The sequence below is a fragment of the Reyranella sp. GW821-FHT12G01 genome (assembly GCF_058806575.1).
In genome coordinates this window covers 311,781-335,054 of sequence record NZ_JBXAPV010000003.1, presented here as the reverse complement: position 1 = coordinate 335,054, position 23,274 = coordinate 311,781, and the positions used below count along the sequence as shown (strand labels likewise).

22 protein-coding genes are annotated in these 23,274 nt (G+C 67.4%); 17 read left to right on the top strand and 5 right to left on the bottom strand.

Annotated elements, in window-relative coordinates:
* The first annotated feature begins 67 nt into the window (after positions 1-67).
* Positions 68-1,201 carry a PA0069 family radical SAM protein gene (locus AC1RP5_RS26665; RefSeq protein WP_493115824.1) on the top strand — a complete coding sequence of 378 codons (1,134 nt, stop codon included), beginning with the start codon at positions 68-70 and terminating at the stop codon, positions 1,199-1,201.
* Positions 1,202-1,369: 168 nt separating this feature from the next.
* Here the strand turns inward: AC1RP5_RS26665 and AC1RP5_RS26660 are convergent, their stop codons facing one another.
* Positions 1,370-1,912 (bottom strand): nucleotidyltransferase family protein, encoded by a 543-nt coding sequence (locus tag AC1RP5_RS26660; protein ID WP_493115822.1) that lies wholly within the window; start codon positions 1,910-1,912, stop codon positions 1,370-1,372.
* Between the two features lie 69 nt (positions 1,913-1,981).
* Between AC1RP5_RS26660 and rnhB the strand changes: the two genes are divergently transcribed.
* Genes rnhB through AC1RP5_RS26645 form a run of 3 tightly spaced genes read left to right on the top strand, consistent with a single transcriptional unit; the run spans position 1,982 to position 3,600 of the window.
* Positions 1,982-2,551, top strand: a complete 570-nt coding sequence (gene rnhB / locus AC1RP5_RS26655) for a ribonuclease HII (RefSeq protein ID WP_493115821.1) — start codon at positions 1,982-1,984, stop codon at positions 2,549-2,551.
* A gap of 4 nt (positions 2,552-2,555) precedes the next feature.
* Positions 2,556-2,951 carry a VOC family protein gene (locus AC1RP5_RS26650; protein ID WP_493115819.1) on the top strand — a complete coding sequence of 132 codons (396 nt, stop codon included), beginning with the start codon at positions 2,556-2,558 and terminating at the stop codon, positions 2,949-2,951.
* Between the two features lie 16 nt (positions 2,952-2,967).
* The gene (locus AC1RP5_RS26645) at positions 2,968-3,600 is read left to right on the top strand and encodes a glutathione S-transferase family protein (RefSeq protein ID WP_493115818.1); all 633 of its coding nucleotides are present in this window, start codon (positions 2,968-2,970) and stop codon (positions 3,598-3,600) included.
* A 5-nt stretch (positions 3,601-3,605) separates the two neighbouring features.
* Here the strand turns inward: AC1RP5_RS26645 and AC1RP5_RS26640 are convergent, their stop codons facing one another.
* The gene (locus AC1RP5_RS26640) at positions 3,606-4,475 is read right to left on the bottom strand and encodes an aldo/keto reductase family oxidoreductase (RefSeq protein WP_493115817.1); all 870 of its coding nucleotides are present in this window, start codon (positions 4,473-4,475) and stop codon (positions 3,606-3,608) included.
* 87 nt (positions 4,476-4,562) lie between these two features.
* Between AC1RP5_RS26640 and AC1RP5_RS26635 the strand changes: the two genes are divergently transcribed.
* Together AC1RP5_RS26635 and AC1RP5_RS26630 are read left to right on the top strand one after the other, a co-directional pair.
* Entirely contained in the window at positions 4,563-5,456 is an 894-nt protein-coding gene (locus tag AC1RP5_RS26635) for a LysR family transcriptional regulator (protein WP_493115815.1), read from the top strand.
* 132 nt (positions 5,457-5,588) lie between these two features.
* Positions 5,589-6,701, top strand: coding sequence for a site-specific DNA-methyltransferase (locus tag AC1RP5_RS26630; protein WP_493115813.1), 1,113 nt, complete (start codon positions 5,589-5,591; stop codon positions 6,699-6,701).
* Positions 6,702-6,715: 14 nt separating this feature from the next.
* Here the strand turns inward: AC1RP5_RS26630 and mutY are convergent, their stop codons facing one another.
* Positions 6,716-7,765, bottom strand: a complete 1,050-nt coding sequence (gene mutY, locus AC1RP5_RS26625) for an A/G-specific adenine glycosylase (protein WP_493115812.1) — start codon at positions 7,763-7,765, stop codon at positions 6,716-6,718.
* A 52-nt stretch (positions 7,766-7,817) separates the two neighbouring features.
* On the opposite strand from mutY, the gene AC1RP5_RS26620 reads away from it, so the two are divergent.
* The 5 genes from AC1RP5_RS26620 to AC1RP5_RS26600 all read left to right on the top strand — a co-directional run bounded on the left by AC1RP5_RS26620 (position 7,818) and on the right by AC1RP5_RS26600 (position 15,228).
* A complete protein-coding gene (locus tag AC1RP5_RS26620; RefSeq protein ID WP_493115810.1) occupies positions 7,818-8,885 on the top strand; it encodes a DciA family protein in 1,068 nt (355 codons plus the stop codon).
* A 56-nt stretch (positions 8,886-8,941) separates the two neighbouring features.
* Positions 8,942-9,604 carry a DsbA family protein gene (locus tag AC1RP5_RS26615; RefSeq protein WP_493115808.1) on the top strand — a complete coding sequence of 221 codons (663 nt, stop codon included), beginning with the start codon at positions 8,942-8,944 and terminating at the stop codon, positions 9,602-9,604.
* A gap of 34 nt (positions 9,605-9,638) precedes the next feature.
* Positions 9,639-13,295 (top strand): AAA family ATPase, encoded by a 3,657-nt coding sequence (locus AC1RP5_RS26610; protein WP_493115806.1) that lies wholly within the window; start codon positions 9,639-9,641, stop codon positions 13,293-13,295.
* Positions 13,296-13,451: 156 nt separating this feature from the next.
* Complete coding sequence (gene dapE, locus AC1RP5_RS26605) at positions 13,452-14,639, top strand: succinyl-diaminopimelate desuccinylase (protein WP_493115804.1); 1,188 nt, start codon at positions 13,452-13,454, stop codon at positions 14,637-14,639.
* Positions 14,640-14,643: 4 nt separating this feature from the next.
* A complete protein-coding gene (locus AC1RP5_RS26600) occupies positions 14,644-15,228 on the top strand; it encodes a hypothetical protein (protein ID WP_493115803.1) in 585 nt (194 codons plus the stop codon).
* Here the strand turns inward: AC1RP5_RS26600 and truA are convergent.
* Positions 15,178-15,966 (bottom strand): tRNA pseudouridine(38-40) synthase TruA, encoded by a 789-nt coding sequence (truA, locus tag AC1RP5_RS26595; protein ID WP_493115801.1) that lies wholly within the window; start codon positions 15,964-15,966, stop codon positions 15,178-15,180. The genes AC1RP5_RS26600 and truA overlap by 51 nt on opposite strands.
* Before the next feature lie 4 nt (positions 15,967-15,970).
* Positions 15,971-16,933, bottom strand: coding sequence for a methionyl-tRNA formyltransferase (gene fmt, locus AC1RP5_RS26590; protein ID WP_493115799.1), 963 nt, complete (start codon positions 16,931-16,933; stop codon positions 15,971-15,973).
* A gap of 51 nt (positions 16,934-16,984) precedes the next feature.
* Here fmt and zapE point away from each other — a divergent pair, with 51 nt between their 5' ends.
* The 6 genes from zapE (at position 16,985) to sucD (ending at position 23,254) form a co-directional block, all read left to right on the top strand.
* Positions 16,985-18,145: a cell division protein ZapE gene (zapE, locus tag AC1RP5_RS26585; RefSeq protein ID WP_493115797.1), complete on the top strand. Its 1,161-nt coding sequence runs from the start codon at positions 16,985-16,987 to the stop codon at positions 18,143-18,145.
* Positions 18,146-18,228: 83 nt separating this feature from the next.
* Positions 18,229-19,107 carry a dienelactone hydrolase family protein gene (locus AC1RP5_RS26580; protein ID WP_493116303.1) on the top strand — a complete coding sequence of 293 codons (879 nt, stop codon included), beginning with the start codon at positions 18,229-18,231 and terminating at the stop codon, positions 19,105-19,107.
* Positions 19,108-19,125: 18 nt separating this feature from the next.
* The gene (locus tag AC1RP5_RS26575; protein ID WP_493115795.1) at positions 19,126-19,986 is read left to right on the top strand and encodes an alpha/beta fold hydrolase; all 861 of its coding nucleotides are present in this window, start codon (positions 19,126-19,128) and stop codon (positions 19,984-19,986) included.
* A 70-nt stretch (positions 19,987-20,056) separates the two neighbouring features.
* On the top strand, positions 20,057-21,019 hold the full coding sequence (gene mdh / locus AC1RP5_RS26570; RefSeq protein ID WP_493115793.1) for a malate dehydrogenase: 963 nt from the start codon (positions 20,057-20,059) through the stop codon (positions 21,017-21,019).
* Between the two features lie 163 nt (positions 21,020-21,182).
* Positions 21,183-22,379, top strand: a complete 1,197-nt coding sequence (gene sucC / locus AC1RP5_RS26565; RefSeq protein ID WP_493115791.1) for an ADP-forming succinate--CoA ligase subunit beta — start codon at positions 21,183-21,185, stop codon at positions 22,377-22,379.
* A complete protein-coding gene (gene sucD / locus AC1RP5_RS26560) occupies positions 22,379-23,254 on the top strand; it encodes a succinate--CoA ligase subunit alpha (RefSeq protein ID WP_493115789.1) in 876 nt (291 codons plus the stop codon). The genes sucC and sucD overlap by 1 nt, the downstream gene beginning before the upstream one ends.
* Positions 23,255-23,274: the final 20 nt, after the last annotated feature.

The following is a 23,274-nucleotide window of genomic DNA, read 5'->3' as shown; positions in this document are numbered from 1 at the left end:
CGGGAGACAATGAACCCCTTGAGACAGTGGCTTGACTCGTTCCTCTTTTGTTCTAAGAGTCGGGCCTATGAAAGAGCCCGTTCAGCCGCTTTATCCGGACGACCAGATCGCCGAGCCGCAGCACAACGGGCGCGGCGCGATCAGCAACGCGACCAGCCGCTTCGACGACGAGAAGCGCATCCGCACCAACGACGGCTGGGACATCGAGGAAGAGCTGCCGCCGCTACGCACGACGCTGACGAAGGACGCCACGCGCACCATCCTCGCGCGCAACACCTCGCCGGACATTCCCTTCGACCGTTCGATCAATCCCTATCGGGGCTGCGAGCATGGCTGCATCTACTGCTTCGCGCGGCCGACCCATGCCTATCTCGGCCTGTCGCCCGGCCTCGATTTCGAGACCAGGATCCTGTTCAAGCCGGAGGCTGCGAAGCTGCTGGCGGCCGAACTCGCCTCGCCGAAATATCGCTGCGACGTGGTGGCGATGGGCACCAACACCGATCCCTACCAGCCGGTGGAACGCGATCTCAAGATCACGCGCCAGATCCTCCAGGTGCTGAGCGACTTCAACAATCCCGTCGGCATCGTCACCAAGAACCACCTGATCACGCGCGACATCGACATTTTGGGCGACATGGCCAAACGCAACCTGGCCGAGGTGTTCCTGTCGATCACCACGCTCGACCGCGATCTTGCACGCACGATGGAACCGCGTGCCTCGGCCCCTCATCGACGGCTCGACGCGATCGGCGAGCTGGCGGCGGCCGGCATTCCCGTCGGCGTGATGACGGCGCCGATGATCCCAGGCCTCAACGACCATGAGATGGAATCGATTCTCGATGCGGCGACCGCGGCTGGCGCCACGCGTGCCGGCTACACGGCGTTGCGCCTGCCGCTCGAGATCAAGGACCTGTTCGAGGAGTGGCTGCGCGCCAACCGGCCTGACCGCGCCGAGCGCATTCTCTCGCTCGTTCGCCAGATGCGCGGGGGCGAACTCTACAAGGCCGAGTTCGGCACGCGCATGAAGGGCGAGGGTCCGATCGCGCAGTTGCTGAGCCAACGCTTCGCTGCTTCGATCAAGCGCCTCGACCTCAACCGGGTGCGCTACCGCCTCGACACGATGCGCTTCGCCGTTCCCGCCGCCGCGCGCACAGCGTTGGTCGATGCCAAGCGCGACGCACGGCAGATGAAGCTCTTCTAGCCAAAAACTCCGTCGTCCTGAGCGAAGCCGCCCATGGGGCGGCGCAGTCGAAGGACCTCTTTTCCGACGCACGCCGTGTTGAAACGAAAAGAGGTCCTTCGACTGCGCGCCTGCGGCGCTCCGCTCAGGACGACGGACTTGTGTTGTCGAACCCAGGCTCAGATCGTTCTAGTCGAGGAACACGACCTTCGGCCAAAGCTCGCGCCAGCGCTTGGCCTCGACGCGAGCATCGTATTCGTGTCGCCTCTCACGCCCGAACGGCGTGGGACGGCAGCGCAGGTTCAAAAGATCGTCGGTGCCAAGCGGCGCGATGACCGAGAGCGTGTCGTCGGCTTCGAGGCGCACGCCGATGCCGGTCACGGTCTCCAGCCAGTAGGTCATGGCGTCGGCGGTGTCGCGGTGTGGGAGCACGTCTTTCCAGACATGCATGCGCGCCTGGTTGCGGACCTGCCAGGGCAGGCCGGGCAGCAGCACGTCGAGCCGTCGCTCGAACGCCGCCTCGCTCTCGCGCGAGACGTCGTCTGCGTCGAAATAGATGACGTCGATATCCACAGGCAGTCGTGCCGGCACGATGCCGTGCAGGTGATCCCAGACGCGATTGCGCACGAATCCCGCGGCAATGCACCAGTCGGGCAGGGTCAGTTCGCGCACCGCACGAAGCTGTTCCATCGCGATGGCGTCTTCTGCGATGATGCGGGTGATTAGGGACATGGCTCAGTCTAGCCGGCCTCGATGGGGATAATGCCAAGCTTTCGATTCGAACTGCGTTGCGAAGGACGGGTGGCCGGCATCGACGAAGTCGGGCGCGGGCCGCTGGCCGGGCCCGTGATGGCCGCCGCGGCGGTGATCGACCGCACGCGCGCGGCGCGCAAGCTGCTGCGCATGATCGACGATTCCAAGAAGCTGACGCTCGAACAGCGCGAGGAAGCCTACGAGGCCATGATCGCGTCCGGTGTCGTGCAGTTCGCCGTGGCCGAAGCGAGCGTCGAGGAGATCGACCGCATCAACATCCTGCAGGCCACATACCTGGCTATGCGCCGCGCCGTGCAGGCGCTGGCCGAGCAGCCCGAGGTCGTGCTGGTCGACGGCAATCGCGTGCCGCCGCAACTGGGCTGCCGCGCCGAGACCATCGTCGGCGGCGACGCGCATTCCTATTCGATCGCCGCCGCCTCGATCTTCGCCAAGGTGACGCGCGACCGCTACATGCACACGCTCGCGATCGTCCATCCCGGTTATGGCTGGGAGACCAACCGTGGCTATGGCAGCCAGCAGCATCTCGAAGCGCTGTCGCTGCTGGGTCCCACGCCGCATCACCGGCGCAGCTTCGCGCCGGTCGCGCGCCTGGTCTGACGCCATGGGCATCGGATCGATCCGCAACATCGACTACGTGGTGCTGCTCTGCGAGGACCTGGTCCGCGCGCGGCAGTTCTATCTCGACGTGATGAAGCTCCGCATCGAGCGCGAGACGCCGCGCTGGGTAAGCTTTTATCTGGGCTCGGGTTTCCTCTGCCTGCGTCCGCGCACGCTCGAAGGCGTCTTCCAGGACGGACCGGGCGGCCCGCCGGGTTCGGCCTCGGTGCAGCTCGCCTTTCGCGTCGCGCCGCCCGAGATCGACGAATGCCAGGCCGAGCTTGCCGCGCATGGTGTCGCCTTGATGGGCCCGCCGCGCGACATCCCGTCATGGGGGCATCGCGCGATCTTCTTCCGCGACACCGAAGGCAACGTCATCGAGATCTACGCCGAAGTCTGACGCCGGAACCCGAACCATGCTCAAGCTCTATTACACCGCCCACACCTGTTCGCTCGCCACGCACATCGTGCTGGAGGATGTCGGCGCCGACTATTCGACGGTGCGCATCGACTTCAAGACCGAGCAGCAGAAGTCGGTCGACTATCTCAAGGTCAATCCCAAGGCACGCGTGCCCGCGCTGGTGACTGACAAGGGCATCCTGACCGAGACGCCGGCGATGCTGGTCTACGTCGCACAGAGCTTCCCCGCCTCGCGGCTTGCGCTGATGGACGATCCCTTCGCCTTCGCTGAGGTGCAGTCGTTCAACTCTTATCTCTGCTCGCACCTGCACGTGGCGCACGCGCACCGCATGCGCGGCCATCGCTGGGTCGATGCCGACGACGCGGCGTCGATCGCGGCCATGCAGCGCAAGGTGCCGGAATCGGTCGGCGGCGCCTTCGAGATGATCGAGCGCGAGATGTTGAAGGGCCCGTGGGTGATGGGCGAGCACTACACGATCTGCGACGCCTATCTGTTCACGCTCGCCCAGTGGCTCGAAGCCGACGGCGTCGACCCCGCCCGCATCCCGCGCGTGGTCGATCACCGTCGCCGTATGTCGGAGCGTCCGAACGTGAAGAAGGCGATCGCCGAGGAACTAAGCCCGCTCTGATCGGTCTATTTGCCGATCGCGCTCAGCCGCGCGAACACTTCGTCCGTTAGCTTGAGGTCGGCGGCGGCCAGGTTCTGCTGCAGATGAGCGACCGAGGACGTGCCCGGGATCAGCAGGATGTTGGGGGCGCGGCGCAGCAGCCAGGCGAGCGCCACCTGCATCGGCGTCGCGCCCAGCTCCTTGGCGATGTCGGACAGGCTCGACGACTGCAGCGGCGTGAAGCCGCCCAGCGGGAAGAAGGGCACGTAGGCGATGCCCAGCCCCGCGAGTTCGTCGACCAGCGCGTCGTCGTCACGATGGACGATGTTGTACTGGTTCTGCACGCAGACGACCGGCGCGATGCTGCGGGCCTCGGCGACCTGTTTGCGCGTGGCGTTGCTGACGCCGAGGTGGCGGATCAGGCCTTGCCGCTGCAACTCGGCCAGCGCGGTGAACTGCTCCGCGATCGAGCCTTCGCCCGGCCCATGACCGTCGCCCATCATGACGCGCATGTTGACGACATCGAGCGCCGGGACGCCGAGGTTCTTCAGGTTGTCGTGCACGGCCCGCTCGAGATCGGCCGGCGTCTGCGCCGGATTCCAAGAGGCGTCGTTGCCGCGCACCGCGCCGACCTTGGTCACGATCGTCAGGTCGGCAGGATAGGGATGCAGCGCCTCGCGGATGATCTGGTTGGTGACATGCGGCCCGTAGAAGTCGCTGGTGTCGATATGGTTCACGCCGCTCTTCACCGCCTCGCGCAGCACGGCGACCGCCGCGGCGCGATCCTTGGGCGGACCGAAGACGCCGGGGCCGGCGAGCTGCATGGCGCCATAGCCCATGCGCTTCACGGCTCGGTTGCCCAGCTGGAAAGTCCCGGCGGCGGTGATGTCGGTCATGAAAACCTCCGAAGTTGAACAGCCCCAACATAGGCATCGTGCATTACAGCGATAATCCCGCATAATCGGAACAGGCTGTGCGGGAATATGGCGGCTGACCTCAACGATCTCTCGGCCTTCGTGGCGGTGGCGCGCGCCGGCGGCTTCCGCGACGCTGCGCGGCTGGGCGGCGTATCCGCCTCGAGCCTGAGCGGCGCCGTCCGGCGGCTGGAAGCGCAGCTCGGCATGCGCCTGCTCAATCGCACGACCCGCAGCATCGCCCCGACCGAGGCGGGCGCGCGCCTGCTCGAACGACTGAGGCCGGCGCTGGGCGAAGTCGAAGCGGCGCTCGACGTGGTGAACAGTTTTCGCGACCGGCCGGTCGGAACGCTCAGGCTCAACGTGCCCGGCACCGCCGCGCGTCTGGTGCTGCCCGCGATCGTGGCGCCGTTCCTGAAAGCCTATCCGGACATCAGGCTGGAGGTGGTCGTCGAGGATGGCTTCGTCGACATCCTGGCGGCGGGCTGCGACGCCGGCATCCGCTACGACGAGCGATTGGAGCAGGACATGGTCGCGATCCCGATCGGCCCGCGGGTGCAGCGCTTCGCGACCGCCGCCTCGCCCGCCTATCTCGCGGCGCACGGGCAGCCCGAGCATCCGCGCGATCTGCTCGGCCACGCCTGCCTGCGGGGGCAATTCTCCAGCGGCGCGATGCCGACCTGGGAATACGAGCGCGAGGGCGAGATCGTCCGGGTCGATCCCTCGGGACCGCTGGTCGTGAGGTTGGGCGCGGCCGTGGATCTCGCGATCAGCGCCGCCGTCGATGGAGTCGGCATCGTCCATCTCTTCGAGGAGTGGCTGCGCCCTCATCTCGACAGCGGCGCGCTCGTGCCCGTGCTTGCCCCCTGGTGGCAGAGTTTCTCCGGGCCCTTCCTCTATTATCCCGGCCGTCGTCAGCTTCCGGCGCCGCTGCGCGCCTTCGTCGACTTCATCCGGAATTAGGGGCGCAACACGTTCTCTAGGTCTGGTAGTGATGGTGGGTCATTGCGCCTCGATCTTGTGGATGGATCGCGTAAACAATTGAATCAATTGTAGTTTCTTGACTGCGACTCCCTGTGGACTCATTTTCCACAGATGATCGAAGACAAGCAGGACCGTGTATTCGTGGGCGATTGCATCGAGCTGATGCAGGCTCTGCCCGAAGCTTCCGTCGACATGGTCTTCGCCGACCCGCCCTACAATCTCCAGCTTGGCGGTGACCTGCTGCGACCCGACAACAGCAAGGTCGACGCGGTCGACGACGACTGGGACAAGTTCGGAAATCCCTCCGAGTCCGTCGGGGAGAGCTTCGCGCTCTACGACAAGTTCACCCGCGCCTGGCTCGCCGCCGCGCGGCGCGCGCTGAAGCCCGAGGGCACGCTCTGGGTGATCGGCAGCTACCACAACATCTTCCGCATCGGCACGGCGCTGCAGGACCAGGGCTTCTGGCTGCTGAACGACATCGTGTGGCGCAAGTCGAACCCGATGCCGAACTTCCGCGGCAAGCGCTTCACCAACGCGCACGAGACGCTGATCTGGGCGGCGCGCGACAAGGCGGCCAAGCGTTACACCTTCAACTACGATTCGATGAAGGAACTGAACGAGGGCACGCAGATGCGCTCCGACTGGCTGCTGCCGCTCTGCACCGGCGGCGAGCGCCTGAAGGGCGAAGACGGCAAGAAGGCGCATCCGACGCAGAAGCCCGAGTCGCTGCTGTTCCGTTGCATCATGGCCGCGTCCAATCCCGGCGACACGATCCTCGACCCGTTCTTCGGCACCGGCACGACCGGCGCCGTGGCGCGCCGCCTCGGCCGCCGCTTCATCGGCCTCGAGCGCGATCCCGACTATGCCGCGATCGCGCGCAAGCGCATCGCCGAGATCACGCCGCTGGCGGCCGAGGACGTGACGCCCAAGCCCAGCAAGCGCGCCGAGCCGCGCATCCCGTTCGGTGTGCTGATCGAGGCGGGGCTGCTGCGGCCCGGCACGGTCCTGTCCGATCCCAGCGGCCAGTTGCACGCCCGCGTGCGCGCCGACGGTTCGCTCTCGGCGTCGAACGCGCTGGGCGATCATCGTGGCTCGATCCATCAGGTGGGTGCCGCGGTGCAGGGCGCGCCGGCCTGCAACGGCTGGACGTTCTGGCATGTCGACGTCGCGGGCGCGCGCCGTCCGATCGACCATCTCCGCCAGCAGGTCCGCGCGGGCCTCTAGGCCTACTCTCTCGGCTAATCCTTGACGGCGTGCTCGATGACCTTGCGCATGACCGTCGGCAGCGCGCGTTCGTCGAGCTTGTCGAGCGCCGCCCAGGTCGTGCCGCGTGCCAGCTCCGCGAGTCGTCCGGTCGTGGCGATGGCGCGGGCGACGGTGAGTTCGAGATGGAAGTGCGTGAAGGTGTGACGCACGAGGCCCGGCATCACCACCCAGCGCGCCGGCACCGGTGCTTCCTTGAGCGAAGTCGCCTCGACGAACGGCCCTTCACGCCAGGCGCTCGACGGCACCTCGTCCATGCCGCCTAAAAGGCCCTTAGGCGGGCGCTTCCGTAAAAGTACGGCGCCGTCCTTGCGCAGCAGCACGAAGGCGAGGCCGCGACGGGTCGGCTTCTCGGCCTTGGGCGCGCGGCGCGGCAGCTCCTCTGCAATGCCGAGCTTGCGGCCCTTGCAGCCCTGCATCAGCGGACAGATGACGCAGCGCGGATTGCGCGGGATGCAGACGGTGGCGCCGAGATCCATCATCGCCTGCGCGTAATCGCCGGCGCGTTGCTGCGGCACCAGCCGCGCGGCGCGGACATGGATGTCGGGCTTGGCGTCGGGCAGCGGCGTCTCGATCGCGTAGAGGCGGGAGATCACCCGTTCGACATTGCCGTCGACCGCCGATGCGGGATGGTCGAACGCGATCGAGCGAATGGCCGCCGCCGTGTAGGGGCCGACGCCGGGCAACGCCCGCAGGCCCGGCTCGTCCTCGGGGAATTGGCCGCCATGGAGGGTGGCGACGGCCTGGGCGCAGGCGTGCAGGTTGCGGGCGCGGGCGTAGTAGCCGAGACCCGCCCAGGCCGAGAGCACGTCGTCGAGCGGTGCCTCGGCCAGCGCCTCGACCGTGGGCCAGCGTTCGACGAAGCGGCGGAAATATTCACCCACCGTGGCGACGGTGGTCTGCTGCAGCATGATCTCCGACAGCCAGACACGGTAAGGCGGCGTGCGCTCTCCCGGGGCTGCGCGCCAGGGGAGGGTGCGACGATGTCGATCATACCAGGCGAGCAGTCGGGCGGCGTGGGTCATGGTCACTTGCGGGGGCGTGGCCTACCATACGGAGCGGAGTTTGAAAGGGTCCATGCGCGAAAACGGCTTCCGTGCGATCGGCGGTCTGGCCCAGAAGCTCACGTCTGGCATGGCGAAGGGCCGCAGCACCTCTCTCATTCGACTGAAGGCCGACTGGCCGGCGGTCGTGGGACCGGAGCTCGCCCGCACCACCCGGCCCGACGCGCTGCTGGCCGGGCGAGGTGCGCGTGCCGGCAAGGCATTGCGGCTGAAGGTTTCCGGCGCCGCTGCCCTAGAGGTCCAGCACAGGAGCGGCCAGATCGTGGAACGGGTTAACGCCTATTTCGGGCACAGGGTGATCGACGACGTGCGGATCGTGCAGGGCGCCATCTCGGCGCCGCGGCCCGCACCCAAGGTGCAGCGGCCCGATCCGGTCGTCGAACAGACGATGGCCAGCCGTACGGCCAGCGTGCAGGACCCCGATCTGCGCAAGGCGCTGGCCAAGCTGGGCGCGCGCATCGCCACCGGCCGGCGCGGTTTCGTGTTGGGGAGCCTCGGTGCGATCGGCGCGGCCTGCCTGCCCGACCGGGCGCGTGCGCAACTGCCGCCGCAAAAGCTGCTCGAGCCGCTGCCGGACGACCATGTGCTGGGCAAGCCCGATGCGCCCAACGTGCTGATCGACTACGCCTCGTTCACCTGCCCGCATTGCGCGACCTTCAACGCCGCCGTGATGCCGGCTCTGAAGCGCGACTGGATCGATACCGGCAAGCTGAAGCTGATCCACCGCCACTATCCCTCGGATGCGATCGCCACGCGGGCCAGCCTGCTGGCCGAGTGCGCCGGACCCGACAAGTTCTTCGACGCCGTCGACACCATCTTCCGCACCCAGGTCCAGTGGCTGACCGCGCCCGATCCGGCGGCGGAACTGATGACCGTGCTGGCGAAGCGGGGGGTGACCGAGGCCCAGGCGCAGGCCTGCATCGCCAATGACCGGCTTTTGGACAAAGTCATCGCCGACGTGCAGTCCGGGCAGACGCTGGGGGTCACTTCGACCCCCACTCTGTTCATCAACGAGCAGCCGTACGGCAATCCCGGCGGCATGGAAGCGATCGCAGCGATTTTAGCCCAGGTGGGGCGGTAATTGTTTGACTCCCCACAGGCGTAATTCCCAAGATGTAGTGGAGAGGGTAGGGGCAAATGCGGAATATCTTGATCGTCGCCGGCGGTGTCGTGGCGGTGGCTGCGATTGCGGCCGGCGTCTACTTCGGCACCCGTGCGCCGTCGTCCCCGCCGCCGGTCGCGGCCGCCTCCGCGTCCGCGCCGAACAAGGCCGCGCTCGAGTCCGTGCAGCCCGGCGACCATATTCTGGGTGACCCGAAGGCGCCGATCACCGTGATCGAATACGCCTCGCTTACCTGCTCGCACTGTGCGCATTTCCACACGCAGGTCCTGCCCGAGATCAAGAAGAAGTGGATCGATACCGGCAAGGTGAAGCTGGTCTATCGCGACTTCCCGCTCGACCAAGTCGCGGCCAAGGCCGCCCAGATCGCGGAGTGCTCGGGCAACGACCGCTATTTCGGCGTGATCGACCTCATCTTCCGCAGCCAGCCGCAATGGGCGGTGGCCAGCGATCCGGTGGCCGAACTCGCCAAGCCCCTGCGCATCGCGGGCCTCGGCGAAAACGAGATCAAGACCTGCCTCGCCAACGAGGCGATGAGCAACGCGGTGATCAACGACTACAAGGGCGGCGAGACGATGGGCGTGAACTCGACGCCGACCCTGTTCATCAATGGCCAGCTCTATCGCGGGTCGCGCACGGTCGAGGAACTCGACGGCGTGTTCGGCAAGCTCGCCAAGTAGACACTCAGGCAAGTAACCAGACAGGCGTGGTGTAATGGTCCAGTTCGACAAGCTCCGGCTCTCCGGTTTCAAGTCCTTCGTCGACCCGACCGAGCTCAGCATCGAGCCGGGCATGACCGGGATCGTGGGACCCAATGGCTGCGGCAAGTCGAACCTGGTCGAGGCGCTGAAGTGGGTGATGGGCGAGACCTCCGCCAAGCAGATGCGCGGCAGCGAGATGGAGGACGTCATCTTCGCCGGCTCCGGCCAGCGCCCGGCGCGCAACATCGCCGAGGTGATGCTGTCGCTGGACAACAAGACCCGCACCGCGCCGGCGATGGTGAACGATACCGACCAGCTTGACGTCGTGCGCCGCATCGAGCGCGGCAACGGCTCGGCCTATTCGGTGAACGGCCGCGAGATCCGCGCCCGTGACGTGCAGACGTTGTTCGCCGACGCCGCCACGGGGTCGCGTTCGACGGCGCTGGTCAGCCAGGGCCGCATCGGCACGCTGATCAATGCCAAGCCGGCCGATCGCCGTTCGGTGATCGACGAGGCGGCCGGCATCACCGGTCTCTACGCCCGCCGTCATGAGGCCGAGCTGCGCCTGCGCGCCGCCGAGCAGAACCTCGCGCGCGTGCAGGACGTGCTGGTCGCGCTGGAAGAGCAGCACAAGGGGCTGAAGCGCCAGGCCCGCCAGGCCAGCCGCTACCGCAACCTGTCCGACCATATCCGTCGCGCCGAAGCCGCCGTCCTGGCGCTGAAGCTCGCCAATGCCGAGCGTGACCTGGCCGAGTCGGCCGAGCGCCTGAAGGAAGCCGAGGCGCAGGTCTCCGACCTCACGCGCCTGGTCGGTCTCGCCACCACGGCGCAGGCCGAAGCCGCGACCGCGTTGCCGCCGCTGCGCAACGACGAGGCCGCCGCCGCGGCCGGCCTGCAGCGCCTGCGCGTCGCGCACGATGCGCTGACCGCCGAGGGCGAGCGTGTCGCCGCCGCGCAGTTCGAGGCTGAGCGGCGCCTGCAGCAGACCGAACAGGATCTGTCGCGCGAGCGCGGCCGCAAGGGCGACGCCGAGACGGCGATCGCCGATCTCGACAGCCAGCGCGAGCGGCTCGAAGAAGAGCGTTTCGGCGAAGAGGATCGCGCCTTCGCCGCCGAGGAAGCCCGCGACACCGCGCGCACCGGGACCAACGAAGCCGAGGCCGAGCACGACGCGCTGACGCGCCAGATCGCCGACGACGAGGCGCTGCGCCAGAGCGTGGGCCGCGAGATCGCCGAACTGCAGGACCGGCTGCGCCGCCTGTCGTCGCGCCGCGACGAGGTCACCGCGCAGCAGCAGCAGCTCGAAACCGAACTGTCGAACCTGCCGGCGCTGCCGGAGGTCGAGGCAGAACTCGAAGCGGCGCGTGTCGCGCTCGAGGAAACGCGCTTCACCAGCCAGGAGGCAATCGAGGCCGCGCGTGAGGCCGAGCGTTATGAATCGGATGCCGCGCGTGTCGCCGTCGCCAAGGCCGAAGCCGAGCGGCTCGACATGGAGCGCGCCCGCGCCGCCGAGCGCGAAGCCGCCGAAGCGAGCCACGCCACGGCCGTCGAGACCGTCCAGAAGACCAATGCGCGCCTGACCAAGCTGCGCGCCGAGGAAGCCGGCGTCGCCGCCGCGCTGAAGTCGGCCGCCGATTCGCTGTGGCCGCCGTTGCTCGATGCGCTGACCGTCGAGCCGGGCTTCGAGAAGGCCCTGGGCGCGGCGTTCGGCGACGAGCTCGAAGCCTCGTCCGATCGTGGCGCGCCGGTTCACTGGCTGCCGCTCGACTCTCTGACCGACACGCCAGCCCTGCCCGAGGGCGCGACGCCGCTCGGCGCGCATGTCGGTGCGCTGCCGGAACTCGCCCGTCGCCTGGCCTTCATCGGCATCGTCGCCAACGACGAGATTGGTGCTGCGCTGCAGGCGGCGCTCAAGCCCGGCCAGCAGCTCGTGACCCGCGAGGGCGCCGTGTGGCGCTGGGACGGCTACACGATGCGCGCCGGTGCGCCGTCGACCGCCGCGGTGCGTCTCAGCCAGCGCAACCGCCTGGCCGAGATCCGCTACCAGATCGACGGCGCCGTCGCCGAGCAGACGATCGAGCAGGCGCGCGTCGATGCCGAGAAGACCTGGCTCGCCGCCGCCCGCGACGCCGAGAAGACCTGCGTCGACCAGGCCCGCGCCCATGAGCGCAGCGTGGCCGACGCCGCCCGCCGCAAGGCGCAGGATGCCGGCGAGGCGACCCGCGCCGCCGAGCGTGCTGCCCAGTCGGCCATCGGCACCGCCGAGCGCCTGGCCACGCAGGCCCGCGACCGTCACGTCGAGATCGCCCGCCGCACCGACCAGCTCCGCACCCGCCTTGCCGGCATCGAGACGGTGGTGGCCGAAGTGCTGGGCGACATCGCCGACGTCGAGATGCGCCGCACCTTCCGCGAGGCGCGCCTGTCGTCGATCTCCGATACCCAGGCCGATCGCGCCGCCGCCGGTGCGCTGCGCGTGCGCATCGCAGAGCTGCGGGCCGCGCTCGTCGAGGCCGAGAGCCAGTGCAGCCGTCTCGCCCGTGAGTCGGCGATGCGAGTCGAGCGTCTGGCGCAGATCGCGCAGGACCATGCCGGCTGGAGCAAGCGCCTGAGCGAGGCCGACGGCCAGATTGTCGAACTCGAGGCGCGGCACGAGCAGACCGCCGCCGCGATCGCCGAACTCGCCGCCAAGCCGGCCGAGATCGAAGAGAAGCGCATGGTGCTCGGCGAGGAGATCGAGAAGGCCGAGTTCAACCGCCAGGAAGCGGCCGATCGTCTGGCGATCGGCGAGACCCGCCTGGGCGAAGCCGACAAGGCGCTGCGCCAGGCCGAGACCGAAATGGGCAACGCGCGCGAGAATCGTGTCCGCCGCGAGGGCCAGGTCGAACAGGCCACCAAGGATCGCGAGTCCGTGGTCGAGCGTATCCTCGAGCGGCTGCGCTGCGAGCCCGACGGCGTGATGGCGCTGGCCGAGGTCCAGTCGCTGGAAGAGCTGCCGGAACTCGACAAGGCCGAGCACAAGCTCGAGCGTCTGGTGCACGAGCGCGAGACGATGGGCGCCGTGAACCTGCGCGCCGAGGAAGAGGCCAACGAACTCGAGCAGCAGATCACCGGCATGACGACCGAGCGCGACGACCTGGTCGCCGCCATCGGCCGCCTGCGCCAGGGCATCCAGAGCCTGAACCGCGAGGGCCGCGAGCGCTTCCTCGCCGCCTTCGAGCAGGTCAGCGGCCACTTCCAGCAGCTCTTCACCAAGCTGTTCGGCGGCGGCAAGGCCGAGCTGCGGCTCACCGAGTCGGAGGACCCGCTCGAGGCCGGCCTCGAGATCCACGCCTCGCCGCCAGGCAAGAAGCTGCAGGTCATGTCGCTGCTCTCGGGCGGCGAGCAGGCGCTCACGGCACTCTCGCTGCTGTTTGCGGTGTTCATGACCAACCCGGCCCCCATCTGCGTGCTGGACGAGGTGGACGCGCCGCTGGACGACCTGAACGTGGAACGCTTCTGCGGCCTGGTGAACGACATCGCCGGCCGTACCGACACGCGCTTCCTGATCATCACCCATCATCGCGTCACCATGGCGCGCATGGATCGCCTCTACGGCGTGACCATGGCCGAGCGGGGCGTGTCCCAGCTCGTCTCGGTCAATCTGCAGGAGGCCGACCGCATGGTGGCCTGAGGCCATCGATCCGACCGAGTTCAATCAAGCAAGACTATCTTCCTCTCTCTCAAGATGACTGGGCGCCGGCGGGCCTGAGCCGGCGCCCTTTTTCTTTTGCCGCGCTTCCCGGGGCCGCACTTCTCAGGGCGGGAGCGGGGCTGTAGTGTCCGGCCCATGCCCGATACGCTCAGCACCAACGCCACCGATGTCATCGAACTGACGCGCACGCTCGTCCGCTGCGAGAGCGTGACGCCGCGTGAAGCAGGGGCGCTGCAACTTCTCGAGCAGACGCTGGCGCCGCTCGGTTTCACGTGCGAGCGCATGGATTTCACGCAGGCCGGCACCGACGACGTCGCCAACCTCTATGCCCGCATCGGCACCGCGGGTAAGCACTTCTGCTTCGCGGGCCATTCCGACGTGGTGCCGGTCGGCGACCTGTCGTCCTGGACGATCGGACCGTTCGCGGCCGAACTGTCGGGCGGCTATCTGTTCGGCCGTGGTGCGGCCGACATGAAGGGCGCGATCGCGGCCTTCACCGATGCGACCGCCCGTTTCCTCAGTCGTCGCGGCCGCGATTTCGGCGGCTCGATCAGCCTGCTGATCACCGGCGACGAGGAAGGTCCCGCCGTCAACGGCACCGTGAAGATGCTTCAGCGCCTGGCCGAGCGCGGCGAGACGATCGATGCCTGCATCGTCGGCGAGCCCACCAGCTCACGCCGGTTCGGCGACATGATGAAGATCGGCCGTCGCGGCAGCATGACCGTCGACATGACCGTGCGCGGCGTGCAGGGCCATGTCGCGTATCCCGAGCGGCTCGACAATGCGATCCACCGGCTCTCGGCCATGATCGAGGCGCTGGTGCGCGAGCCGATCGACAAGGGCAGCACGCATTTCCAGCCGACCTCGCTGCAGTTCACCACCGTCGATGTCGGCAACCCCGCGACCAACATCGCGCCGGGCGTCGCCAAGGCGCGGTTCAACACGCGCTTCAACGATCTCTGGACCTCGAAGACCTTGCTCGCGCACCTGCAGGAGCGCATCGAGCGCGCCAATGCAGCGCTCGGCGGCAACGGCACCGTCGAATACAGCGTCCAGGTCTCGGGTGAATCGTTCTACACGCCGCCCGGCCCGCTCAGCGACCTCGTCGCCGGCGCGGTGCGCGACGTGGCGGGCGTCGAGACCGAGCTGTCGACGACCGGCGGCACCTCCGATGCGCGGTTCATCCGCAGCTATTGCCCGGTGCTCGAGTTCGGGCTGGTCGGCGAGAGCATGCACAAGGTCGACGAGAAGAGTGCGGTCGCCGATCTCAAGACGCTGGCCCGTGTCTACGAAACGGTGCTCGACCGTTACTTCGCGGTCTGATTGCGTGCTCAACGCCGGCGAAATCGCCCGTGGCATGCAGGGCGCCCTCGGGCTCCTGAAGCGCGACCCGGCGTCCCCGTCCTACTTCGACAACACGCTGGAAGCCTGCGTGCGCTCGTTCCAGGTGATGATCCTGGTGGCGCCGCTGCACGTCACGCTGATGCTGATCCGCTATGCCGGCGTGACCCCGGCGGCCGACGATCTCGAGATCGTGCTGGTCGAGACGCTGCGCTACGTCGTCGATTGGCTGTTGTTCCCCGTGCTGTTCTACGAGATCGCGCGGCGGCGCAACTGGCTGGGTTCTTTCCCGCGCTACATCTCGGCGCTGAACTGGGTCAACCTGCCGGCGATGATCGTGGCGGTGATCGGCGTGGTGCTGGCCACGCTGGTTCCCTCGGCGCTGGGCGAGCTGATCCGCATCGGCTTGCAGGGGCTGTTCTTCTACTGGTTCCTGGTGACGACGCGGACGATGCTGGGGGTGAGCTGGCCGCTCGCCTCGCTCCTGCTGATCGTCAACTGGGTGCCGTCGCTCTTCCTGTCACTGATCGTCGACCGTTTCCTCGGCATCGGCATGGCGGTCGGCGCCTAGATCGTAGCGCACTTCCATCAGGCAAAGTCCCTGGGGCGGCGCCGTCGGTCCGGCGCGTGTGCGGTCGCAGGCGGCGAGCGCCTCCTCGACATCGCGACGGGACCACTGACCGCGCCCGACGAGCGTCAGCGTGCCGACCATGATGCGCACCTGATTGTGCAGGAACGAGCGTGAACTGACGTCGACGTGGATCTCCTCGCCGACGCTCGTCACGTTGAGCAGGTCGAGCGTCTTCAGTGCCGACGGTGCCTGGCAGGAGGTCGAGCGGAAGCTGTTGAAGTCGTGGTGCCCGACCAGCACCGAAGCGGCATCGGCCATCGCGGCGACGTCTAGCGAAGCCGGCACGTGCCAGAGCTGGCCGCGATCGAGCGCGGGCGGGGCGCGGCGGTTGATGATGCGATAGCGATAGCGCCGCCCCGTCGCCGAGAAGCGCGCATGGAAGCCCGGCGGCGCCATTTCGGCCGAGAGCACCGCGACGGGCTGGGGCTTCAGGTGGAAGTTGATCGCCGAGCGGATGGTCTCGACCGGCTTCTCTTCGCTGAAGTCGAGATGCACGACCTGGCCGCGCGCATGCACGCCGGTGTCGGTGCGGCCGGCGGCCTGCACGAGCGGGCGCTCGCCGCTGTAGGCGAACACGGCCTCCTCGAGGGCGGCCTGGACGGAGGGACCGTTCGGCTGACGCTGCCATCCCACGAAGGGCTCGCCGTCATACTCGATGGTGAGCTTGTAGCGCGGCACGGCGTCAGGTCGGCAGCCGCACGACTTCGGGAGAAGCGAGCACCGTGCCTGTGCTGAGCGCAAAGCCGCGCAAAAAGGCATCGGCCGCCTGCGCCGACTTGCCGGGCCGTTGCAGCTTCAGGAGCTTCAGGCCGCCGACACCGCAGGCCACGACCGGAAATCCGTCGCGCGCGATGGTGACGCTGCCCGGCGTTCCGCCCGTCAGGGCGAGCGCCGCTTCCAGCACCTTAATGCGTTCGACGCCGCCATCCTTCGGCGCCTCGAACGAGGTGCCGGGCCAGGGATGGAAGCCGCGCACCTTGCGCTCCAGCTCGGCAGCCGGACGGCGCCAGTCGAGGATGCCTTCCTCCTTGCCGAGCTTGTGGGCGTAGGTGACGCCCTCGGTCGGTTGCTCCACGGCTTCGATGCTTCGGCGCAGCAGCCCGTCGAGGGTCGAGACAATCAGCTTCGCGCCGAGGTCGGCCAGCCGGTCATGGACGCTCTCGGCGGTGTCGCCGGCGGAGATCGGCGTGCTCTCGGCCAGCAGCATCGGGCCGGTGTCCAGGCCTTCGTCCATGCGCATGATGGTGACGCCCGTCTCGGCGTCGCCGGCCAGGATGGCGCGGTGGATCGGCGCCGCACCGCGCCAGCGCGGCAGCAGCGAGCCGTGGATGTTGATGCAGCCCAGGACCGGCGTGTCGAGGAAGCTTTTAGGCAGGATATGGCCATAGGACACGACCACGGCGGCATCGAGGTCGAGCGCCTTGAAGGCCTGCGCCTCCTCGTCGTTCTTCAGGGTGCGCGGCGTGCGGACGGCCAGCCCCAGTTCGTGGGCGAGTTCGTGCACGGGCGTGCGGCGCTCCTGCTGGCCGCGGCCGGCGGGCTTGGGGGCCCGCGTATAGACGCAAGCGACGTCGTGGCCCGCTTCGACCAGCGCCCGGAGGGCCGGGACGGCGAAGGCGGAAGTGCCGAGGAACGCAATCTTCATCGCCGCACCTTATAGGCAGCCGCGCGGCGGTGAGCTAGGTATGCCGCCGCAATGGAGTCCAGCACCCCCTCGACCGGCAAGGGCCCGCTCGCCAATCTCGCCGCGCGCCGCGCCGCGGGCGAAATTCATGCCGATCCCGTGCAGGAGAAGATCGTTCTGCGATTGCAGGCGATTCACGACCAGCTCGGCGCGATGGCCACGGCGCAGCCTGCCAAGACCGGCTTCCTGGCCCGTCTCGGCTTCGGCCATGCGCCGAAGGCGCCGGAAGGGCCGCACGGCCTCTACATCTGGGGCTCGGTCGGGCGCGGCAAGTCGATGCTGATGGACCTCTTCTTTGCCGACGCGCCGGTCGAGAAGAAGCGCCGCGTGCACTTCCATGAGTTCATGCTCGAGGTGCAGGCCCGCCTGCACAGCCGCCGCGAGGAGCTGGCGGCCAAGGGCGCACCGCCGGAATCCGACACGATCGTGCCGATCGCCAAGCAGATCGCCAGCGAGACGCGGTTGCTCTGCTTCGACGAATTCCAGGTGACCAACATCGCCGACGCGATGATCCTCGGCCGGCTGTTCGAGACGCTGTTCGCCGAAGGCATCACGGTGATCGCCACTTCCAACCGCGCGCCCGACGATCTCTACAAGAACGGCCTGCAGCGCGACCGCTTCCTGCCGTTCATCGAGCTGGTGAAGCAGCGGCTCGAGGTGCTGGAGCTGGGCGGCGCGCAGGATTACCGGATGGGCCGGCTGCGCGAACTCGATCTCTACCTGACACCGCTCGGCGCCTGGGCGACGAAGAAGCTCGACGATGCGTTTCGCGCGCTGAGCAACGGCGCCGAAGGCGAGCCGCGCGTGCTGCGCACCCAGGGCCGCGACGTCGAGGTGCCGCGCGCGGCGCCCGGTGTCGCGATGGCGCATTTCATGGACTGGTGCGCCAAGCCGATGGGCGCCGCCGACTTCCTCTGCATCGCCGACAATTTCCACACCGTCATTGTGGCCGAGATCCCCAAGATGGGACCGGACAGCCGCGACAAGGCCGTCCGCTTCGTGACGATGATCGACACCTTCTATGAGAGGAAAGTGAAGTTCATCTGCTCGGCGGCGAGCAACCCGAATGGCCTTTACCCCGAAGGCGACGGTTCCTTCGAGTTCCAGCGCACCGTCTCGCGACTCATGGAAATGCAGAGCCCGGAGTATCTGAACCTGGATCACATCGCCTAATTGTGATTGTGGGCAGGTCCTCCTGCGGCATAGGCTCTGCGGCGTTTTTCAAGATCAGGAGGCAGGACATGGACGGCGATCGCATGATTTCCCTGAACGAAGGCGGCGTGTCGCGTCGCAATGCCATGAAGGTCACGGCGACCGGCGCGGCGCTCGGCACCACCTTCGCGCTGTCGGTGCAGCCCATCCAGGCGCAGACGATGATCACCACGCCGTCGGACGGCCTCACGGCCGGCGTCGTCAAGGTGAAGACCAAGGACGGCAAGGAGATGAACGCCTATCGCGCCATGCCGGCGTCGGGCCAGGGCTTCGGCACGATCCTCGTCGTGCAGGAGATCTTCGGCGTGCACGCGCACATTGCCGATCTCTGCCGCCGCTTCGCCAAGGCCGGCTACTACGCCGTCGCGCCGGATCTCTACTTCCGTCAGGGCGATGCCACCGCCGTCAGCGACATGCAGGCTCTGCTGCGCGACATCGTCTCGAAGGTGCCGGACGAGCAGGTCCTGGGCGATCTCGACGCGACCGTCGCGTTCGCCAAGGGTGAGGGCAAGGCCGACACCGCCAAGCTCGGCATCACCGGCTTCTGCTGGGGCGGCCGCATCGTCTGGCTGTATGCCGCCTACAGCGCAGGCCTCAAGGCGGGCGTGGCCTGGTACGGCCGCGTCGTCGGCGACGCGACGCCGCTCACGCCCAAGCATCCGATCGACATCGTCAAGGATCTGAAGGCACCGGTGCTCGGCCTGTACGGCGGCGCCGACACCGGCATCTCCAACGAGAGCGTCGACAAGATGCGCGCTGCCCTGAAGACCGGCAGCCCGGCCGCGCAGAAGTCGCAGATCGACACCTATCCGGACACGCCGCACGGCTTCAATGCCGACTACCGCCCGTCCTTCCGCAAGGAGCAGGCGGAGGACGGCTGGAAGAAGGCGCTGGCCTGGTTCAAGGCCAACGGCGTCGCCTGATCGGCCCTGCGCCGGATCATGGTCGAGACGACGAACCTCAAGACCCGATCGGGCCTGACATTCACCACGGATGTCGAGGGCCCGGTCGGCGGACCGCTCGTGCTGATGCTGCACGGGTTTCCCGAATCGCGGCATAGCTGGCGCGCGGCCCTGCCGGCGCTGGCGGCCTCGGGCTATCGAGCCGTCGCGCCCGATCAACGCGGCTATTCGCCGGGCGCACGGCCCGATCCGGCTGACCTTTCCAACTATGCGTTTGAAAAGCTGGTGAACGACGCGATCGAGATCGCGGCGGCCGCGGGCTACGAGGGCAAGCGCTTCCATCTCGTGGGCCACGACTGGGGCGGCCAGGTCTCGTGGGGCGTGGCGGATGCGCATCCCGGTCGCCTCGCGTCGCTCACGATCCTGTCGCGGCCGCATCCGGTGTCGTTCCGCCAGGCCCTGCTCAAGGAAGACGGCGACCAGAAGCATCGCTCGCGCCACCATCGCGCCTTCCTCGAACCGGAGACCGGCAAGCTGCTGCTGGCCGACAATGCCAAGCGCCTGCGCGACGGGCTGTTCGGCCAGGGCGTGCCCTCTCAGGCATTGGAGGAGCATCTCTCCGTGCTGGGCAATCCCGAGGCGCTCGAAGCGGCGCTGGCCTGGTATCGCTCTAACAAGGGGCTGGCCGCCGATATCGGGACCATCAAGGTGCCGACGCTCTATATCTGGGGTGATGTCGACGCGACGGTCGGACCCGATGCGGCCTACGGCACGGCGGAGTTCGTGAAGCCGTCGTTCGCGATGGAGGTCCTGCCCAACGTCGGTCATTTCGTGATGGACCAGGCACCGGTCAAGACGACCGATCTGCTGTTGGCGCACCTAGCGAAACATCCCGTCTGAAGCCGTCTGCCTTGCTGCCCCGGGCGAATCGCGCTACCACGCGGCGCCTTTAAGAACGGGAGTTTTTCGCATGGCTCGCAAGAAGATCGCGCTGATCGGCGCCGGACAGATTGGCGGCACGCTCGCGCTGCTCGCCGGCCAGAAGGAACTGGGCGACGTCGTCCTGTTCGACATTCCTGCCGCTGAAGGCACTGCCAAGGGCAAGGCGCTCGACATCGCCCAGCTCAGCCCGGTCGAGGGCTTCGACACCAAGTACAGCGGCTCCTCGGACTACAAGGACATCGAGGGCGCCGACGTCGTGATCGTCACCGCCGGCGTGCCGCGCAAGCCCGGCATGACCCGCGACGACCTGGTCGGCATCAACGCCAAGGTCATCGACGCGGTCGGCAAGGGCATCAAGCAGCATGCGCCGAACGCCTTCGTCATCGTCATCACCAACCCGCTCGATGCGATGGTCGGCCTGATGCAGGAAGTCACCGGCTTCCCGCCCGCGAAGGTCGTCGGCATGGCCGGCGTGCTCGACAGCGCCCGCTTCCGCCTGTTCCTCGCCGAGGAATTCAACGTCTCGGTCGAGGACGTCACGGCCTTCGTGCTGGGCGGCCACGGCGACACGATGGTGCCGCTGCTGCGCTACTCGACCGTCGGCGGCATTTCGCTGCACGATCTGGTCGATATGGGCTGGACCACCAAGGAGCGCCTCGAGCAGATCGTCCAGCGCACCCGTGACGGCGGCGCCGAGATCGTGGCCCACCTCAAGACCGGTTCGGCCTTCTATGCCCCGGCGGCCTCGGCCATCGCCATGGCGGAGTCTTACCTCAAGGACAAGAAGCGCATGATCCCGTGCGCCGCGCTGCTGAACGGCGAATACGGCGTGAAGGGCCTCTACATCGGCGTTCCCGTCGTGATCGGCGCCAAGGGTGTCGAGCGCATCGTCGAGGTCGAGTTCAACGCCGAGGAAAAGGCGATGTTCGACAAGTCGGTGGCTGCCGTGCAGTCGCTGATCGACGCCACCAACAAGATCGTTGGCCGCTAGGAAAGTAGGGTCTTTCGACTTTGGTCGAAACGACCCGAAACCTTAATCAGTCCATCGTTGCCAAGGGCCTGTGGCGCTCATAAAGTGCCGCATCCCTTGGTCAGTTGCGTTTAAAAACTGAGGGGCCGCGCTGCTCACCCGCAGCCCCGAATGATAGGACTCCATGAATATCCACGAATATCAGGCCAAGGCACTCCTGGCCAAATTCGCCATCCCCCTTTTGAAGGGCGGAGTCGCCTACACCAAAGACGAGGCGATGGATGTTGCCCGCAAGCTGGGCGGCGCCGTCACGGTCGTGAAGGCGCAGATCCATGCCGGCGGACGCGGCAAGGGTCACTTCAAGAACGATCCCAACGGCAAGGGCGGCGTTCGCATCTCGAAGTCGGCTGAAGATGTCGGCGCGCAGGCGGCGGCGATGCTCGGCCAGGATCTCGTCACCAAGCAGACCGGTGCGGCGGGTCGCACCGTGAAGCGGCTCTACATCGAGGACGGCTGCGACATCAAACGCGAGCTGTATCTCTCGATGCTGGTCGATCGTGCCGTCGGCCGCATCGCGGTCGTGGCCTCGACCGAGGGCGGCATGGACATCGAGACGGTGGCGCACGAGACGCCGGAAAAGATCATCACGCAGGCGATCGATCCGGCCGCCGGCTACCAGGCCTATCAGGGCCGCAAGATCGCGTTTGCGCTCGGCCTCACGGGCAAGCAGGTCGGCGCCTTCACGGCGCTGCTGGGCAATCTCCATCGCGCCTATGTCGATCTCGACGCCTCGCTGATCGAAATCAATCCGCTGGTCGTGACTGGCGCGGGCGACATCGTGGCCCTCGATGCCAAGATGAACTTCGACGACAACGCGCTGTACCGTCACAAGGATCTCGAAGAGCTGCGTGACGTCGACGAGGAAGATCCGGCCGAGACCGAGGCCGCGAAGTACGCGCTGAACTACGTGAAGCTCGACGGCCAGATCGGCTGCATGGTGAACGGCGCGGGTCTCGCGATGGCCACCATGGACATCATCAAGCTCTACGGCTCGGAGCCCGCCAACTTCCTCGACGTCGGCGGCGGCGCCACCAAGGAGCGCGTGACGGCGGCGTTCAAGATCATCCTCAAGGATCCCAACGTCGAGGGCATCCTGGTCAACATCTTCGGCGGCATCATGCGCTGCGACGTGATCGCCGAAGGCGTCGTGGCCGCTGCGCGCGAGGTCAACCTGCACGTCCCGCTGGTCGTCCGGCTGGAAGGCACGAACGTCGACCTCGGCAAGAAGATCCTCAAGGAATCCGGTCTCAAGATCACTTCGGCGGAGAACCTCGCGGATGCCGCCGAGAAGATCGTCAAGGCCGTGAAGGAGAGCAACTGATGGCCGTCCTGGTCGACAAGAACACCAAGGTCATCTGCCAGGGCATTACCGGCTCGCAGGGCACCTTCCATTCCGAGCAGGCGATCGCCTACGGCACCAAGATGGTGGGTGGCGTGACGCCGGGCAAAGGCGGCTCCAAGCATCTCGATCTGCCGGTGTTCGACACCGTGGCCGAGGCGGTCGAGAAGACCGGCTGCACCGCGTCGGTGATCTACGTGCCGCCGCCGTTCGCCGCCGACTCGATCCTCGAGGCGATCGACGCGGAAATCCCGCTGATTGTCTGCATCACCGAGGGCATTCCGGTGGTCGACATGGTCAAGGTGAAGCGTGCGCTCACCGCGTCCAAGTCGCGGCTGATCGGCCCGAACTGCCCCGGCGTCATCACGCCGGACGAGTGCAAGATCGGCATCATGCCGGGCCACATCCACAAGCGCGGCAAGATCGGCATCGTCTCGCGTTCTGGAACGCTGACCTACGAAGCCGTGGCGCAGACCACGGCCGCGGGCCTCGGCCAGACGACCTGCATCGGCATCGGCGGCGATCCGGTGAACGGCACGAACTTCATCGAGTGCCTCGACATGTTCATCCGCGATCCCGAGACCGAGGGCATCGTGATGATCGGCGAGATCGGCGGCGACGCCGAGGTCAAGGGCGCCGAGTTCCTCAAGGCGTCGGGCACGAAGAAGCCGATCGTCGGCTTCATCGCCGGCCGCACCGCCCCTCCGGGCCGTCGCATGGGTCATGCCGGCGCGGTGATCTCGGGCGGAAACGACACGGCTGAGTTCAAGGTCGACGCCATGCGCGCGGCCGGCATCAGCGTCGCGGATTCGCCTGCGGCACTGGGCCAGGAAATGCTTAAAGCCATGAAGGGCTGACAAGCGGGATTGCCGCCCAG

Excerpts from the sequence above, each read along its gene's own strand:
- AC1RP5_RS26665 (WP_493115824.1), top strand. The coding sequence starts at position 68 with ATGAAAGAGCCCGTTCAGCCGCTTTATCCGGACGACCAGATCGCCGAG.
- AC1RP5_RS26660 (WP_493115822.1), bottom strand. The coding sequence starts at position 1,912 with ATGTCCCTAATCACCCGCATCATCGCAGAAGACGCCATCGCGATGGAA.
- AC1RP5_RS26650 (WP_493115819.1), top strand. The coding sequence starts at position 2,556 with ATGGGCATCGGATCGATCCGCAACATCGACTACGTGGTGCTGCTCTGC.
- AC1RP5_RS26645 (WP_493115818.1), top strand. The coding sequence starts at position 2,968 with ATGCTCAAGCTCTATTACACCGCCCACACCTGTTCGCTCGCCACGCAC.
- AC1RP5_RS26640 (WP_493115817.1), bottom strand. The coding sequence starts at position 4,475 with ATGACCGACATCACCGCCGCCGGGACTTTCCAGCTGGGCAACCGAGCC.
- AC1RP5_RS26635 (WP_493115815.1), top strand. The coding sequence starts at position 4,563 with ATGGCGGCTGACCTCAACGATCTCTCGGCCTTCGTGGCGGTGGCGCGC.
- AC1RP5_RS26630 (WP_493115813.1), top strand. The coding sequence starts at position 5,589 with ATGATCGAAGACAAGCAGGACCGTGTATTCGTGGGCGATTGCATCGAG.
- mutY (WP_493115812.1), bottom strand. The coding sequence starts at position 7,765 with ATGACCCACGCCGCCCGACTGCTCGCCTGGTATGATCGACATCGTCGC.
- AC1RP5_RS26620 (WP_493115810.1), top strand. The coding sequence starts at position 7,818 with ATGCGCGAAAACGGCTTCCGTGCGATCGGCGGTCTGGCCCAGAAGCTC.
- AC1RP5_RS26615 (WP_493115808.1), top strand. The coding sequence starts at position 8,942 with ATGCGGAATATCTTGATCGTCGCCGGCGGTGTCGTGGCGGTGGCTGCG.
- AC1RP5_RS26610 (WP_493115806.1), top strand. The coding sequence starts at position 9,639 with ATGGTCCAGTTCGACAAGCTCCGGCTCTCCGGTTTCAAGTCCTTCGTC.
- dapE (WP_493115804.1), top strand. The coding sequence starts at position 13,452 with ATGCCCGATACGCTCAGCACCAACGCCACCGATGTCATCGAACTGACG.
- fmt (WP_493115799.1), bottom strand. The coding sequence starts at position 16,933 with ATGAAGATTGCGTTCCTCGGCACTTCCGCCTTCGCCGTCCCGGCCCTC.
- zapE (WP_493115797.1), top strand. The coding sequence starts at position 16,985 with ATGGAGTCCAGCACCCCCTCGACCGGCAAGGGCCCGCTCGCCAATCTC.
- AC1RP5_RS26580 (WP_493116303.1), top strand. The coding sequence starts at position 18,229 with ATGATTTCCCTGAACGAAGGCGGCGTGTCGCGTCGCAATGCCATGAAG.
- AC1RP5_RS26575 (WP_493115795.1), top strand. The coding sequence starts at position 19,126 with ATGGTCGAGACGACGAACCTCAAGACCCGATCGGGCCTGACATTCACC.
- mdh (WP_493115793.1), top strand. The coding sequence starts at position 20,057 with ATGGCTCGCAAGAAGATCGCGCTGATCGGCGCCGGACAGATTGGCGGC.
- sucC (WP_493115791.1), top strand. The coding sequence starts at position 21,183 with ATGAATATCCACGAATATCAGGCCAAGGCACTCCTGGCCAAATTCGCC.
- sucD (WP_493115789.1), top strand. The coding sequence starts at position 22,379 with ATGGCCGTCCTGGTCGACAAGAACACCAAGGTCATCTGCCAGGGCATT.